Below are 13,817 nucleotides of genomic sequence, written 5' to 3' on the forward strand. Positions count from 1 at the left end.
GCTAAATATCCGCAAATCGCAGGCAAAGAATATATGAGCCTTAATATCCAGCCTACAGTCGCCATTATTGGTGGCGGCTTTACCGGTCTTGCTGCCGCCTACGAACTCACGAAACAAGGCATTGTGGTAACTGTACACGAAGGTGAAGCTGAAATCGGGGGGCTAGCCTCCGCATTTGATGTGCAAGGGGAAAAACTAGACCGCTTCTACCATCACTGGTTTACCAATGATCAGCATGTGATGCAACTTATTGATGAACTAGATCTAAACGACAAAGTCAGCATCAACCCTACAAATACCGGCGTTTATTATGCCAATAATTTTTTTCAATTATCCACCCCGTGGGATTTACTGAATTTTACCCCACTGCCTTTTCTGGATCGTATTCGGCTGGGCTTGCTTGCACTGCGTGCCAGGCGAGTAAAAAACTGGCAAGAACTGGAAGATAAAACAGCGGCTGAGTGGCTGAAAGAGCTCGGCGGCGAAACAGTATATCGAATAGTCTGGGAGCCACTACTTACAGGCAAATTTGGCCCTGTTGCCGAGCAGATTTCAGCCGTCTGGTTCTGGAATAAATTAAAATTAAGAGGTGGCAGTCGCGGTAAAGGCGGAGAAGAACGCCTGGCCTATTTCAGAGGCGGCTTTGTCGCGCTTGCCGAAGCATTGGTCAAGCGCATACAGGTTCAAGGGGGGGAGATAATTACAAGCTCCAAAGTTTCTGCGCTACGACCTATCGAAAATCGCTGGCAAATCAGTGCATCTACGGGCGAATCTACTGTAAATCATGTTATCGTTACCACCGCGCTACCCATAGTCGCCGATATGATTCAGGGCTGGGCAAGCACGGATTACCTGGCTAGTTTACGACGCATCACCTACCTGGCAAATGTCTGCCTGGTTCTGCAACTCAAGCAATCGCTATCAGACACCTATTGGCTTAATATTAATGATCCGGGATTTCCCTTTGTCGGCGTGATTGAGCATACTAATTTTGCAGGATCTGAAAACTATGCTGGACGGCATATCGTCTACCTATCAAAATACCTGCCACATACCGACGCACTATATCAAATGAATGCCGATGAAATGCTGGATTATGCATTACCTTATTTGCAAGAAATGTTTCCTGCGCTGCAGCGCGACTGGATATTAGCTCATCATCTCTGGAAAGCCCGCTGGTCACAGCCTGTAGTGGAAAAACATTACAGCCGCTTAATTCCTGCTGAGCAGGGACCAAAACCCGGCCTGCATTTATGTACCATGGCACAGATATATCCTGAAGATCGCGGCACTAATTATGCGATACGTGAAGGACGGAGTATAGGTAAGCGCCTGACTGAAAAAGCCATCTTATAGTTCCCACGGTCTCCGTGGGAATTTATGCAGGAACGCTCTGCGTTCCGTGACGCAGAGCGTCACAACAGGCATTCCCACGCAGAGCATGGGAACGATATATTTGTTATTCGATACGAAATAATATTTAATCAATACCTTCGATTTTAGTTGCATAAACTCTAATTAACTTAAATTCTTCACTCACTTTACAAGCATCATTCCAAATATTGGTTAATAGCTGGTGAAATTCTTTCATTTTCATATTACCAACCTTTATATGTATCACTCTTGGCGGAGGGTTATTCATCAAAATCAAATCAGAAAAATCGGTGTCTTTAGTAACTATCGTAAGGTCATGTTCTTTTGCATACGCCCAAATTTCACTATCTTTTAATTCATCATTAATATGAACCACATGCTCATATTCATCACCAGCCCACAAAGAGAACCGACTTGGAAGATTTACATCTATCAAGTATTTCTTCATTTATGCTATTTCTTGAAGAGTATATCTGTGCCCCATCATTTTACTAGCAAAAACTAAACAGGCATGAATATCATTGCTCTCCAGAGTAGGGTACTGCTTCAAGATTTCTTCTTCTGTCTCACCCATACTAAGAAACTCAACCACTGTTTGCACTGTTATTCTTTTTCCTCGAATTGTTGGTTTGCCATTACAGAGATCAGGATCTATTGTAATTATGCCATCTAAATAACTGATTTTTTTGGGTTTCATAATTTATTCTCGTTATATATCTGTTTATGCTTACATTCATCATAGCTGAGTTGCCCTATTTTTGCTCATTTGATTTCATCTATACCGCATTGACAACAAAAACAGGCGCGCCATGCTACCTCACGAAATTCCGGGACTCCTGTCGCCGTAATTCGTTCACCTACGCAGCGAATAGGAGATGCTCCAGCCGCCCTGCGTCCGCCACAGACTGAGCACAAAGCAGCTCAGTCATGGCTACCACAAATGGCTCTACGGCTATTCGGGATAAAATTTTAGCCTCCCTCGCGCGCTATCGCGCACTTCGGATTGGCAAATTTCCCTGCGCCTTCTGGAGACTATCAGCCCGTCCGGGGCTGACAGCGAAGGTAACTACTCAGCGTACGCTTAAAATCAGGGAAACGGAGCCTAAGCGGAGTGATGATTTTTAGTCTCTGGTAGGCGACAGGGCAATTCGCTGATCCGAAGTGCGCTAGTAGCGCGCGAGGGAGGCAAGAATTGCATTCCGAATAGCCGTCCAGCCATTTGAGGTAGACTTAACCCATCTTCGTCACTTTCATCTTTCTAAGCCATTGATTCATCGGTTTAAGCGATTTTTTGTCGATAAATTCATTGACTTTTGTCAAAAAAATCATCATTATTTGAGTGTAATTTACATGCGACAAAAATACTCTAAAAAATCCAACGTTTTATACAAAAACACAAAATCTGTAGTGCCAACGCTGAAAATCAGGGAAACGGAGCCTAAGCGAAGTGATGATTTTTAGTCCGCGATAGCCGTAGGGCCGTTATTTTGTCGGAGTCTGAGCGTTAGCGAAGGTGGAGACAAAATAAAAGGCCATCCGACACGGCGTCAAGTCATTTGGAGCCTATGTTCCGACCCCTTGTTGGGTCGGGACGAGGTGACGAGGACGAATCGGGGCCGCCGGAGGCATAAGTGGTCGCGTTAAGTTTTTGCTGCTTGCTTGGGCTGGGATGCCCAAAACAAGCTTTCGCAAAAATAGCGACTCCCCAACTGGCTACCTTTTAAAATTTCAACCAATTGATTTATAACAACTACATCATCAATAGTGACGAAGATGGGTTAACTGAGCAGGGTTTTGTGCGTAGTTGAGTAGTTGAGACGGACGCAGGGCGACCAGGGCATCTCCCATTCGCTGCGTAGGCGAATGAATGTTGGTGACAGGAGTCCCAGAATGTTGTGAGGTAGCATGGAGCGCCTGAATAATTAAAAAAGTTCTTGACAGGGTTTTAGTCTGGTTTTTGTGATTTTTAGTAAACTGCCCAACAGTCGATTAATCCACGCTTTATTGCTTCTATCGCTATAGTCATCACAAAATGTCCCCTTAAACATCTACGACCTCGAAGAACTTTTTTACTCGCCTTACAATCGCTTAAAACAAGGAAAATTCGGGATTTAAAACCCATGAGATAATAAGCCTGTCCTTAAAGCAATACAGGTTACCCTTTGAAAATAGACTTCATCGATGTTGATTCCGCAATCAGTCATGCCAAACAGTTACTTGAAACTGAGCGTGATATATCGCCTGCGCTAAAATCAGCACTGGAAGTGATTCTATTATTAGTCACGGTATTACTCAATCGAGTGACACTGAACAGCAAAAATAGCAGTAAACCACCTGCAAGTGATCCCAACCGTAAAAAAGGGAATCGAAAAAAATCAGATAAGCCTTCTGGCGGACAAAAATCGCATGTCGGCACGACACTTCAAAAAATAGATGACCCGGATGAAATCGAGATCATTACCATTGATCGCCGTACCTTGCCAAAAGGGCGATACACGGCAGATGGCTTTGAAACACGCCAGGTATTCGATATTGATATCTCAAGGGTAGTGACAGAATACCAGGCGCAACGGTTGATAAATGAAAAAGGGCAGTGTTTTATCGCTCCTTTTCCAGATGAGGTTACTAAGGCTGCGCAATATGGTAATGGGATAAAAGCCCACGTGGTTTATCTTTCGCAATCATCAGTGTTCCCATTGAAAGAAGAAGTACCTAAACAAAGCAGCCTATAACCTACCTGAAGGTAGCACCACTCGAATATTTCCATCTTTTTGATTTTAATCACTTATAACAGAAAATAGACACTCTGTAGGCACCGTAAAAAAACAACAAATAATTTCAAATAAAGCTTGCAATTGCCGAAAAAATTTTTCTAAAAATTTCCGTTTTAATCACCTCATAAACGGATATCACCCATGCTTAAAGACCTACCACTCTCTGAACATATTCACCAACACTGCAATGAAAGTATGGAACGTTCCCTGTTAGCAGAGCGTCATCCTTTGTGGGCTCGTTCATGCCCAGAGTTGAAGGATATCGACTTTATTCGCCTTGGGTTATTACGCTGTATCAGTGTAGTCGATAGTGGTCGCCATTTCCTCCAAACCAATGAACAGATTTATGGCCAGCTGCTTCCCCACTCAACGTATTTTAAATCACTGAAGTCGCATAGACGAACAAGTATGCTTGAGGCATTTGAACAGCAGAGCTATCATCTTCACGCTGAAACACTGCTGTCGCAAGGCATTGATTATCTTAAAGCATTCCCGGAACTTGACGAATACACCATAGAAGCAGCGGATGGACATTTTATTGATCATGCCTGCCATACTGAAAAAAACAGCAAGGGGAAAGTTTATGCGGCTGGGGGGATTTACGCGTTGAATCTCAGAAGTGGGTTGCTCAGATTTCTTTGTCTGGTGACAAACGGAACTCAGAGGCATCAAGAAATACCTGTGTTACGAGATCATATTGAAAAGCAAAACAAGGGAAATAACAGCTCTCAGAAACATCTCTATGTCTACGATAAAGCCGTCACCGACTTTGTCTGGTGGGATCGGCAGAAACGACATGCTAATTACATGATTTCAATGCTAAAAGAAAATTCAATTGCGACTCTGGTTGAGTCTATCCCTTTTGACTCCCGCCATGAGATCAATACAGGGGTTGAAGCATACAGTGTGTACGAAAACAAGGGCATCAAATTTAACGTGGTGGATTACCGTGATCCAGAAACCGGAAAACTTCACCGGTTTGTGACAACCTTGCCAATGACTATTAACCCTGGAACCATTGCCATGCTGTATTTCAAGCGATGGACGATTGAAAAGACATTCAATAACACTAAAAGTAATTTCAAGGAAACTAAAGCTTGGTCTTCCAATACCCGCTCACTTGAAAATCAAATGCGCCTGACTGCAATGAGCTATAATTTAATGCGCGTGTTTGAAGAGAGTTCAAAAACACAACAGCCAGAATTGATTCATCCATCGGATAAAAAATATAGCGAGGCTCTGGAGATAAGGCAGCAACAGGCTCAAAAACGAGATCGTTTTGTGAATCCATTATTTTTCCAGGCAAGAATATCTCGTATCAGCTCGTATACCATTCGGGCAGTTCAAAACGCAATAATAACAGGAATGTCTTTACAGTGCTTTATGAGCTCTCTTGTGGCGAGGTTAGTTTCACGGCATCAATTGATAGGGGAACACTGATGGAAAATCAGGGAAACGTAGCCTAAGCGAAGTGATGATTTTTAGTCCGCGATAGCCGTAGGGCCGTTGTTTTGTCGGAGTCTGAGCGTTAGCGAAGGTGGAGACAAAATAAAAGGCCATCCGACACGGCGTCAAGTCATTTGGAGCCTATGTTCCGACCCCTTGTTGGGTCGGAACGAGGTGACGAGGACGAATCGGGGCCGCCGGAGGCATAAGTGGTCGCGTTAAGTTTTTGCTGCTTGCTTGGGCTGGGATGCCCAAAACAAGCTTTCGCAAAAATAGCGACTCCCCGAAGTGATAATGGAGTCATCCAGTGCAACCAATATGCGCCCATCTGTTTCAGGAGACGGAATCAGCTCCCAGATAGTTTTCCACAGCCCAGCCCACGGAAAAGTTGAAGAAGCCATGAAAGTGTAAAAGCGCTTATTCTTGATCTCAAACCCAAACAACGTATCAAGGCAACGCCAAAGATTAGATGTCATCGACGACGTAAAGGGAACGATAATAGACAGGATCGTGTAAACAAACAGAGAGGCTCGTTCGCGGCCTAAAGTGGTTTTGGAAAAATGATCTTGAAGCGGAAGTAAAGTATCGCGTAAAATGAACATGAATGAGGCTGGTTTGTTTGTATAATCAATGTGTTAGAAACTTTCATTATACAGTAAAACTAGGCCTCATTCAAGATTAACCTGTTGTTTTTAAAAAGAATTCAAGGCTTTTAGTCAACGGAATGCCATTAATGTTAGTAATATCTAATATTTCAGAAAAATAAGCATTAGCTGATGTTCTTATGCTTTAAAAACTAGGAAACTTCAGTTATGTGTGATTGCGGGGACTTTATTTTCTTTAAGTGACGCAATTGCCTATGTGATGCTGGCAACCATGCTGGCTGCGGCAGTGATTCTTTATCTGGGGCGCTATGTTGCCAGAGAAAAAGCATAAAGGCTATTAGAGCCATCAGTGTTCCCATTGAAAGAAGAAGTACCTAAACAAAGCAGCCTATAACCTACCTGAAGGTAGCACCACTCGAATATTTCCATCTTTTTGATTTTAATCACTTATAACAGAAAATAGACACTCTGTAGGCACCGTAAAAAAACAACAAATAATTTCAAATAAAGCTTGCAATTGCCGAAAAAATTTTTCTAAAAATTTCCGTTTTAATCACCTCATAAACGGATATCACCCATGCTTAAAGACCTACCACTCTCTGAACATATTCACCAACACTGCAATGAAAGTATGGAACGTTCCCTGTTAGCAGAGCGTCATCCTTTGTGGGCTCGTTCATGCCCAGAGTTGAAGGATATCGACTTTATTCGCCTTGGGTTATTACGCTGTATCAGTGTAGTCGATAGTGGTCGCCATTTCCTCCAAACCAATGAACAGATTTATGGCCAGCTGCTTCCCCACTCAACGTATTTTAAATCACTGAAGTCGCATAGACGAACAAGTATGCTTGAGGCATTTGAACAGCAGAGCTATCATCTTCACGCTGAAACACTGCTGTCGCAAGGCATTGATTATCTTAAAGCATTCCCGGAACTTGACGAATACACCATAGAAGCAGCGGATGGACATTTTATTGATCATGCCTGCCATACTGAAAAAAACAGCAAGGGGAAAGTTTATGCGGCTGGGGGGATTTACGCGTTGAATCTCAGAAGTGGGTTGCTCAGATTTCTTTGTCTGGTGACAAACGGAACTCAGAGGCATCAAGAAATACCTGTGTTACGAGATCATATTGAAAAGCAAAACAAGGGAAATAACAGCTCTCAGAAACATCTCTATGTCTACGATAAAGCCGTCACCGACTTTGTCTGGTGGGATCGGCAGAAACGACATGCTAATTACATGATTTCAATGCTAAAAGAAAATTCAATTGCGACTCTGGTTGAGTCTATCCCTTTTGACTCCCGCCATGAGATCAATACAGGGGTTGAAGCATACAGTGTGTACGAAAACAAGGGCATCAAATTTAACGTGGTGGATTACCGTGATCCAGAAACCGGAAAACTTCACCGGTTTGTGACAACCTTGCCAATGACTATTAACCCTGGAACCATTGCCATGCTGTATTTCAAGCGATGGACGATTGAAAAGACATTCAATAACACTAAAAGTAATTTCAAGGAAACTAAAGCTTGGTCTTCCAATACCCGCTCACTTGAAAATCAAATGCGCCTGACTGCAATGAGCTATAATTTAATGCGCGTGTTTGAAGAGAGTTCAAAAACACAACAGCCAGAATTGATTCATCCATCGGATAAAAAATATAGCGAGGCTCTGGAGATAAGGCAGCAACAGGCTCAAAAACGAGATCGTTTTGTGAATCCATTATTTTTCCAGGCAAGAATATCTCGTATCAGCTCGTATACCATTCGGGCAGTTCAAAACGCAATAATAACAGGAATGTCTTTACAGTGCTTTATGAGCTCTCTTGTGGCGAGGTTAGTCTCACGGCATCAATTGATAGGGGAACACTGATGGATGAGGTTACTAAGGCTGCGCAATATGGTAATGGGATAAAAGCCCATGTGGTTTATCTTTCGCAATATCAGTTATTGCCCTACAACCGAATACAGGAGTATTTCGCTGATCAATTAGGTATGCCGATTAGTGAAGGCTCTATCTATAATTTCAATGAACTGGCCTATGAGAAGTTGGCTGGGTTTGAAACTATCAGTAAAGAACACTTAGTCGAATCAGCGTGCATTCATGCGGATGAAACAGGCATTAATATTAATGGTAAGCGCCATTGGCTACATGGGGCCTCCAATGTTCAGTGGACACACTTCTTTCCCCATGCCAAACGTGGCACAGAGGCAATGAATGACATTGGTATTTTACCCCATTTTCATGGGATTTTATGTCATGATCATTGGAAGCCCTACTATAAATATGATTGTACTCATTCGCTTTGTAATGCACATCATTTGAGGGAATTAACGCGCGCCTGGGAGCAGGATAAACAGGAGTGGGCGCTTGAAATGAAACGACTACTTGAAAAAATGAATGATGCCGTCAATGAAGCAGGTGGCATGCTACTACATAAAGAAGCAGAAAATCGGGGAGTCGCTATTTTTGCGAAAGCTTGTTTTGGGCATCCCAGCCCAAGCAAGCAGCAAAAACTTAACGCGACCACTTATGCCTCCGGCGGCCCCGATTCGTCCTCGTCACCTCGTCCCGACCCAACAAGGGGTCGGAACATAGGCTCCAAATGACTTGACGCCGTGTCGGATGGCCTTTTATTTTGTCTCCACCTTCGCTAACGCTCAGACTCCGACAAAACAACGGCCCTACGGCTATCGCGGACTAAAAATCATCACTTCGCTTAGGCTACGTTTCCCTGATTTTCAGCGATGGAAGGTACAATACAGAGAATTACTTGGCAAAGCGGAGATCGAATGCCCACCACCCGATAAGCCTAAAGAAGTAAAACGGGAGCGAATAAAACGCAGTAAAGCTAGAAACTTACTGGAAAGGCTGATTAATTATGAAGAGGATGTCTTGCGCTTCATGACAAATACCTGGGTGCCATTTACCAATAATGCCGCAGAAAATTCGATTCGGATGACCAAGGTTCAACAGAAAATATCCGGCTGCTTTCGTAGCACCAAGGGTGCAGAGATATTTTGTCGTGTCAGAGGGTATTTATCAACGTGCCGTAAACAAGGTCTAAGTGCAACTCAGGCAATGACCTTGGTCTTTGAGGGAAAGTTACCTGAATTTGCTTTATAATTTCATTGAACTACTCAGCTTCGCTGAGTAGTTACATTAATTCTAGCTATACTTTCAGTTTGAACATCATTAAATAGCGCTACATAATCAGTGATTTCTGCTGCATGGGCACCGGCGCCAATTAAAATTACATTTTTATTCATCTTATCTGGCTGTATAGCCTCCATCTACAATTAAATTACTTCCAGTCACCCATTTTGATGCATCTGAAAGCAAATAAGCACAGGCATTTACAACATCTTCAGGCTCTCCTAATCCTAAGGGGTGCAATGCTTTAATTTTATTAAATCTATGTTCATCATGACTATAAAAAGAAGCTGACGACATTGGCGTAACGACAACGCCCGGGGAGATAGCATTTACTCTGATTTTTTTCATCGCCAGCTCGAGTGATAATGATTTTACGCCGGCAATTATGGCTCCTTTAGTCATTGCATAAGCTGTTTTCCCAACCTCCCCGACCACACCCATAACGGAACTGATAAAAATGATACTCGCTCCTGCATTAACTAAAGCACTCTTCTTTGATAACAGGTGTCTGGTCAATATAAAGCCGGCATTTACATTAATATTAAAATGTGCATTTAACTTTGCTGCATTAAGCGCACCTCCTTACACACAAGTCCTAAAATACGCCTTTTAGCTTTCTGGCCATTTGAATACCATATACGCAGTCCTGAATCCTCTGAAAACCGATCCAAATACTTTTCGCACCAGGGTCACCATCTGATTTACGCCCTAAAAAACCACCCAATGTCGCTAAATTTCTTAACACGGCATTCAGTGTAGGCACTTTTTTGGGTATCTTTTTGTCCAATAAACCATAAGATGATTTCCATTCTAAAGGATCAAAGATTAATTCAGCAGGCAAGTCAGGACAGATGCGACCTAAGCGCATAAGATACATCACCCGCCAAGCAATAACCATGGCCATGACTAAGGCTTTTTCAATGCGCTCTTTACTGGATAATTGAAGCTTTTCAACCTTGCAGCCCACTTTCAAAATATCAAAAAACATTTCTATTTCCCAGCGACAGCGATACCAGTCAATCAACTCACAGGCTTGATCTTCACTTTCTACCCTTCGATTGCTTAATAAGCGCCATATGAGCGGTGACTTCCCTTTAGGCGGGTTGATTTCTTTTGCCTGAACCAAAGTTACTTCAATACCTTCTTTCCCTTTTACGGGGAAAGTGCAGCGTAACACTTTAATTTCTTGCTGAACTTGTCGCGATTTTTCGCCTTTTTTTCGTGGCTTAATAAAACTAACGCGACTCATAACCTCTTGCTTATCGACGCTATCCCACAGTGTTTCATCCGCTGATAATTTACGGTTATGCCTGGCTCTTACTAGCCAGTCAGCAGGCGTATTTAACGCCTTACTTCTCTGCATAAGACTTAAAATATCACCTTCTCTATCGGCCACATAAACGAGCCGACTTTTAGGGCAACGTTCGGCCATTTCAGCGACACGTTCATAACCTTCTATCCAGCGATCACTTTCTTTTATCGTGGGATTATTTTGATCTTCTGCTTTGCTTTTTCCTCTTGCCCACATCCACGCATCACTAACCCCTAAAGGGAGCCGGTCTGGTGTAATGCAGAGTGTCGGATGCAAGTACATGCCTCTTTGGGCATCGTAAGATAAGCGACCTAAATCCTCAGTTTCTTGTCCATTAAAATCTAATTCTGTCGTATCTTGTAAGCATAAAATAACGGGCTCTTCACTGACTATAATGCGCTGTTCAACTTGATCTGTATGGGCGACTAACAACTTTTCCCATGTCACATTTTCATTTGCATAAAATCGATAAGTCGCTTGTGTTTCAGCCCAGCCTTGGCAAGCCTGAGGAATGCTTAGTTTAGGCGCTTTTACAAAAGTTTCTATCAATTTAACTGCTCTTTTATTAAGCCGTGAATCACCTAAATCTAAATTACAAAATTCCATTTCTGCCCAAGTCTCAGTCATCGTTACTAAAATAATGAGATTTTACACTCTTATATCAGACTTGTGTGTAAGGAGATGCATTAAGCGACCGCAGTGCGAGAGTAGATGATATTCCGGCACAATGAACTATGCCATCAATTTTGTTGACAGATTGTTTAATCTCTTCAATCTTTGCATCAAATAAATCATATTCAGTCAGCTCTAAAGAAATAATTAAATGCTCCCCCGAATTTATTAAAGCGACTCTTGTTGCTTCTAGTCGCTGCAAGTCCCTAGCCACTAAGATGATTTTGGCACCAAGCTTACTTAAAGTGATAGCGGCCTGTCTACCTATTCCAGAAGAAGCGCCAGTCACTAAAATCGTTTTATTATTTAAACTAAAGGGTTTATAATCCATATTATATTTCTACAATATCAGAAATATGCGTACCCTTAAATTTTATGATACTCGTTGCCCAGGACAAACCAACGCCAAATCCACATAATAGCAATTCCTTTTCTTCTTTTAAGCTATCCTTTAATTCACTGATAATTGTTAAAGGTATAGAAACTGATGAAGTATTACCAAATTTACAAATAGTTGAAGGGATTTTATCTTTATCAAACTTCACCTTTTTTCCTAAGTATGAATTGATATAATTATTAGCCTGATGAAAAACATAATAATCTAACTCAGCCTTGTGTTTATCAGAATATTTCAACATTTCTTTAATATCTTTGGGTATTTCTCTAATAACAAAATTAAAGACATCAGCACCATTCATATACCCCTGTTCATCAGACCTGATATTACCATGTTCATCTACGACTTTTTCCTTAATCGTTTCCATTGAGCTTGGAGTTCTATAGCCACCGCCGTTTATTTTAATCAGTGCCTCTCTGGAGCCATCAGAATTTAATGAAAAATAACTTTCACCATATTTTTCATCCCTCTCAATTAATGCTGCGATACCAGCATCACCAAATATAAAGGCTGTCATTCTATCCTTTGCAGAATACACTTTGGAACGAGTTTCACCATTTAATAACAGGGCTTTTTTTAAGCCACTTTTTTCCATATAGGCATACACCACAGACAAACCATAAACACAGGCGCGCCATGCTACCTCACGAAATTCCGGGACTCCTGTCGCCATAATTCGTTCACCTACGCAGCGGATGGGAGATACCCTGAACGCCCTGCGTCCGCAACGACTACGCACAAAAAAGCCGCTTCGTCATTACTACCTCACTGGCTGGACGGCTATTCGGAATGCAATTCTTGCTCCTCTCGCGTGCTGCTAGCACACGTCGAATCAGCGAATTGCCCTGTCGCCTATCAGGGACTAGAAATCACCACTTCGCTAAGCTCCGCTTCCATGATTTTCAGCGAAGGCAGAGCAACCTAAGCTTAGATCAAACGCTAAGGTTTTAGTTGATAAGCCCAACCTATCTTGTAATATTACCATCAGTGTTCCCCTATCAATTGAGGCCGTGAAACTAACCTCGCCACAAGAGAGCTCATAAAGCACTGTAAAGACATTCCTGTTATTATTGCGTTTTGAACTGCCCGAATGGTATACGAGCTGATACGAGATATTCTTGCCTGGAAAAATAATGGATTCACAAAACGATCTCGTTTTTGAGCCTGTTGCTGCCTTATCTCCAGAGCCTCGCTATATTTTTTATCCGATGGATGAATCAATTCTGGCTGTTGTGTTTTTGAAATCTCTTCAAACACGCGCATTAAATTATAGCTCATTGCAGTCAGGCGCATTTGATTTTCAAGTGAGCGGGTATTGGAAGACCAAGCTTTAGTTTCCTTGAAATTACTTTTAGTGTTACTCGATGTTCAAGTTTTTGATATTGAGAAGGTAAAATCAGGTATTCTGAGGTTGTTGTAATTTTATCGGTGTAAGCCCATGTTAATGAATGCCCCAGCCACCTTTATCCAAAGCTATATTGACGATTTAAATGATGCGCTCAATCAGCTAAAACCCGGAGCCGCTTTGACACGGATTCAAGCCGCTTGGTTGGGCACTTGTTTAACGGGCATACTGCTAATGAACTCTGTTTGCTGGGCTAAGTTTGAGCGAGCAAGCCTTGGAGATTGCAAAGTAGCCGCATTATCCTGGGTGTTTCGTAAAGCAAGTATACCCTGGGACTGGTTGCTACGGGTGAGTGTGGTCTTAATTTTAAAACGTTATGGCATTACTGAAGGTGTGTTGGCCTTTGATGAATCAGACCGAGCACGATCTAAGGTATTTATAAGGTTTACAAGCAGAAACACAAAGGCTCCGGCGGGTATGTTAATGGACAAACGATAGTATTATTGCTGCTAGTTACCTCATCCATTACAGTGCCTGTCGGTTTTTTCTTTTATATGCCGGATCCAGCCTTAAAGCAGTGGGATAAAGAAGATAAACGGTTGAAAAAGAGCGGTATAGCAAAAAAAGATCGGCCTATTAAGCCTGAACGTGACAGTGCCTACCCGACCAAAACAGAGATTGCATTAGGCTTATTAAATAGAGTTTAAAGTTGCGCATAGCCTGATTAAAATT

General features: G+C 42.3%; 19 protein-coding genes and 4 pseudogenes. 11 read left to right on the plus strand and 12 right to left on the minus strand.

Annotated features, from left to right (window positions below; all coding sequences use genetic code 11):
- Positions 1–33 precede the first annotated feature (33 nt).
- Positions 34–1,356, plus strand: coding sequence for an NAD(P)/FAD-dependent oxidoreductase (locus K6984_RS20035; protein ID WP_221897178.1), 1,323 nt, complete (start codon positions 34–36; stop codon positions 1,354–1,356).
- Between the two features lie 124 nt (positions 1,357–1,480).
- Here the strand turns inward: K6984_RS20035 and K6984_RS20040 are convergent, their stop codons facing one another.
- The 3 genes from K6984_RS20040 to K6984_RS20050 all read right to left on the minus strand — a co-directional run bounded on the left by K6984_RS20040 (position 1,481) and on the right by K6984_RS20050 (position 2,289).
- Positions 1,481–1,810: a DUF5615 family PIN-like protein gene (locus K6984_RS20040; protein WP_230988210.1), complete on the minus strand. Its 330-nt coding sequence runs from the start codon at positions 1,808–1,810 to the stop codon at positions 1,481–1,483.
- 12 nt (positions 1,811–1,822) lie between these two features.
- Positions 1,823–2,071 (minus strand): DUF433 domain-containing protein, encoded by a 249-nt coding sequence (locus K6984_RS20045; RefSeq protein WP_221897129.1) that lies wholly within the window; start codon positions 2,069–2,071, stop codon positions 1,823–1,825.
- Between the two features lie 65 nt (positions 2,072–2,136).
- Positions 2,137–2,289 (minus strand): hypothetical protein, encoded by a 153-nt coding sequence (locus K6984_RS20050; RefSeq protein ID WP_221897130.1) that lies wholly within the window; start codon positions 2,287–2,289, stop codon positions 2,137–2,139.
- Between the two features lie 12 nt (positions 2,290–2,301).
- Between K6984_RS20050 and K6984_RS20055 the strand changes: the two genes are divergently transcribed.
- Positions 2,302–2,499, plus strand: a complete 198-nt coding sequence (locus tag K6984_RS20055; RefSeq protein WP_221897131.1) for a hypothetical protein — start codon at positions 2,302–2,304, stop codon at positions 2,497–2,499.
- A gap of 438 nt (positions 2,500–2,937) precedes the next feature.
- Here K6984_RS20055 and K6984_RS34285 read toward each other — a convergent pair whose 3' ends face one another.
- Positions 2,938–3,066, minus strand: a complete 129-nt coding sequence (locus tag K6984_RS34285; protein ID WP_263458596.1) for a hypothetical protein — start codon at positions 3,064–3,066, stop codon at positions 2,938–2,940.
- Positions 3,067–3,536: 470 nt separating this feature from the next.
- Here K6984_RS34285 and K6984_RS20060 point away from each other — a divergent pair, with 470 nt between their 5' ends.
- Together K6984_RS20060 and K6984_RS20065 are read left to right on the plus strand one after the other, a co-directional pair.
- On the plus strand, positions 3,537–4,106 hold the full coding sequence (locus K6984_RS20060) for a DUF6444 domain-containing protein (RefSeq protein ID WP_221897132.1): 570 nt from the start codon (positions 3,537–3,539) through the stop codon (positions 4,104–4,106).
- 183 nt (positions 4,107–4,289) lie between these two features.
- On the plus strand, positions 4,290–5,588 hold the full coding sequence (locus K6984_RS20065; protein ID WP_221893851.1) for a transposase: 1,299 nt from the start codon (positions 4,290–4,292) through the stop codon (positions 5,586–5,588).
- Here K6984_RS20065 and K6984_RS20070 read toward each other — a convergent pair.
- Positions 5,559–5,708: a hypothetical protein gene (locus K6984_RS20070; protein ID WP_221897133.1), complete on the minus strand. Its 150-nt coding sequence runs from the start codon at positions 5,706–5,708 to the stop codon at positions 5,559–5,561. The genes K6984_RS20065 and K6984_RS20070 overlap by 30 nt on opposite strands.
- A gap of 27 nt (positions 5,709–5,735) precedes the next feature.
- Positions 5,736–5,864: a hypothetical protein gene (locus tag K6984_RS34290; RefSeq protein WP_263458596.1), complete on the minus strand. Its 129-nt coding sequence runs from the start codon at positions 5,862–5,864 to the stop codon at positions 5,736–5,738.
- Between the two features lie 912 nt (positions 5,865–6,776).
- On the opposite strand from K6984_RS34290, the gene K6984_RS20075 reads away from it, so the two are divergent.
- From K6984_RS20075 to K6984_RS20085, 4 genes and pseudogenes are all read left to right on the plus strand, one after another.
- Complete coding sequence (locus tag K6984_RS20075; RefSeq protein WP_221893851.1) at positions 6,777–8,075, plus strand: transposase; 1,299 nt, start codon at positions 6,777–6,779, stop codon at positions 8,073–8,075.
- Positions 8,076–8,083: 8 nt separating this feature from the next.
- A pseudogene (locus tag K6984_RS20080) lies at positions 8,084–8,653 on the plus strand (IS66 family transposase); the annotation flags it as partial.
- Positions 8,654–8,672: 19 nt separating this feature from the next.
- Positions 8,673–8,801 carry a hypothetical protein gene (locus K6984_RS34295; RefSeq protein WP_263458596.1) on the plus strand — a complete coding sequence of 43 codons (129 nt, stop codon included), beginning with the start codon at positions 8,673–8,675 and terminating at the stop codon, positions 8,799–8,801.
- A 144-nt stretch (positions 8,802–8,945) separates the two neighbouring features.
- A pseudogene (locus tag K6984_RS20085) lies at positions 8,946–9,329 on the plus strand (IS66 family transposase); the annotation flags it as partial.
- A gap of 14 nt (positions 9,330–9,343) precedes the next feature.
- On the opposite strand, the gene K6984_RS34300 reads toward K6984_RS20085, so the two are convergent.
- From K6984_RS34300 to K6984_RS20105, 5 genes and pseudogenes are all read right to left on the minus strand, one after another.
- Positions 9,344–9,472 (minus strand): hypothetical protein, encoded by a 129-nt coding sequence (locus K6984_RS34300; protein ID WP_263458814.1) that lies wholly within the window; start codon positions 9,470–9,472, stop codon positions 9,344–9,346.
- Between the two features lies 1 nt (position 9,473).
- Positions 9,474–9,920, minus strand: a pseudogene (locus K6984_RS20090) (SDR family NAD(P)-dependent oxidoreductase); the annotation flags it as partial.
- Between the two features lie 34 nt (positions 9,921–9,954).
- Complete coding sequence (locus K6984_RS20095) at positions 9,955–11,298, minus strand: IS4 family transposase (protein WP_420831625.1); 1,344 nt, start codon at positions 11,296–11,298, stop codon at positions 9,955–9,957.
- Positions 11,299–11,332: 34 nt separating this feature from the next.
- A complete protein-coding gene (locus tag K6984_RS20100; RefSeq protein WP_221897136.1) occupies positions 11,333–11,674 on the minus strand; it encodes an SDR family NAD(P)-dependent oxidoreductase in 342 nt (113 codons plus the stop codon).
- Between the two features lies 1 nt (position 11,675).
- A pseudogene (locus K6984_RS20105) lies at positions 11,676–12,371 on the minus strand (3-oxoacyl-[acyl-carrier-protein] synthase III C-terminal domain-containing protein); the annotation flags it as partial.
- Positions 12,372–12,435: 64 nt separating this feature from the next.
- On the opposite strand from K6984_RS20105, the gene K6984_RS34305 reads away from it, so the two are divergent.
- Positions 12,436–12,561, plus strand: coding sequence for a hypothetical protein (locus K6984_RS34305; RefSeq protein ID WP_263458815.1), 126 nt, complete (start codon positions 12,436–12,438; stop codon positions 12,559–12,561).
- Between the two features lie 163 nt (positions 12,562–12,724).
- Here K6984_RS34305 and K6984_RS20110 read toward each other — a convergent pair whose 3' ends face one another.
- On the minus strand, positions 12,725–13,033 hold the full coding sequence (locus K6984_RS20110; protein WP_221894087.1) for a hypothetical protein: 309 nt from the start codon (positions 13,031–13,033) through the stop codon (positions 12,725–12,727).
- Positions 13,034–13,178: 145 nt separating this feature from the next.
- Between K6984_RS20110 and K6984_RS20115 the strand changes: the two genes are divergently transcribed.
- Both K6984_RS20115 and K6984_RS20120 read left to right on the plus strand, forming a co-directional pair.
- Positions 13,179–13,583 carry a hypothetical protein gene (locus tag K6984_RS20115; protein WP_221897138.1) on the plus strand — a complete coding sequence of 135 codons (405 nt, stop codon included), beginning with the start codon at positions 13,179–13,181 and terminating at the stop codon, positions 13,581–13,583.
- Between the two features lie 5 nt (positions 13,584–13,588).
- The gene (locus K6984_RS20120; protein WP_221897139.1) at positions 13,589–13,792 is read left to right on the plus strand and encodes a hypothetical protein; all 204 of its coding nucleotides are present in this window, start codon (positions 13,589–13,591) and stop codon (positions 13,790–13,792) included.
- Positions 13,793–13,817: the final 25 nt, after the last annotated feature.

It is taken from the genome of Bathymodiolus japonicus methanotrophic gill symbiont (assembly GCF_019721995.1).
Classification (GTDB): Bacteria; Pseudomonadota; Gammaproteobacteria; order Methylococcales; family Methylomonadaceae; genus Methyloprofundus.

What these genes read in the sequence shown, in the direction of transcription:
- K6984_RS20115 (WP_221897138.1), top strand. Translation starts at nt 13,179, where the DNA reads ATGTTAATGAATGCCCCAGCCACCTTTATCCAAAGCTATATTGACGAT.
- K6984_RS20095 (WP_420831625.1), bottom strand. Translation starts at nt 11,298, where the DNA reads ATGACTGAGACTTGGGCAGAAATGGAATTTTGTAATTTAGATTTAGGT.
- K6984_RS20055 (WP_221897131.1), top strand. Translation starts at nt 2,302, where the DNA reads ATGGCTACCACAAATGGCTCTACGGCTATTCGGGATAAAATTTTAGCC.
- K6984_RS20100 (WP_221897136.1), bottom strand. Translation starts at nt 11,674, where the DNA reads ATGGATTATAAACCCTTTAGTTTAAATAATAAAACGATTTTAGTGACT.
- K6984_RS20110 (WP_221894087.1), bottom strand. Translation starts at nt 13,033, where the DNA reads ATGCGCCTGACTGCAATGAGCTATAATTTAATGCGCGTGTTTGAAGAG.
- K6984_RS20075 (WP_221893851.1), top strand. Translation starts at nt 6,777, where the DNA reads ATGCTTAAAGACCTACCACTCTCTGAACATATTCACCAACACTGCAAT.
- K6984_RS34300 (WP_263458814.1), bottom strand. Translation starts at nt 9,472, where the DNA reads ATGAATAAAAATGTAATTTTAATTGGCGCCGGTGCCCATGCAGCAGAA.
- K6984_RS20035 (WP_221897178.1), top strand. Translation starts at nt 34, where the DNA reads ATGAGCCTTAATATCCAGCCTACAGTCGCCATTATTGGTGGCGGCTTT.
- K6984_RS20045 (WP_221897129.1), bottom strand. Translation starts at nt 2,071, where the DNA reads ATGAAACCCAAAAAAATCAGTTATTTAGATGGCATAATTACAATAGAT.
- K6984_RS34305 (WP_263458815.1), top strand. Translation starts at nt 12,436, where the DNA reads ATGGGAGATACCCTGAACGCCCTGCGTCCGCAACGACTACGCACAAAA.
- K6984_RS20070 (WP_221897133.1), bottom strand. Translation starts at nt 5,708, where the DNA reads ATGGCCTTTTATTTTGTCTCCACCTTCGCTAACGCTCAGACTCCGACA.
- K6984_RS20065 (WP_221893851.1), top strand. Translation starts at nt 4,290, where the DNA reads ATGCTTAAAGACCTACCACTCTCTGAACATATTCACCAACACTGCAAT.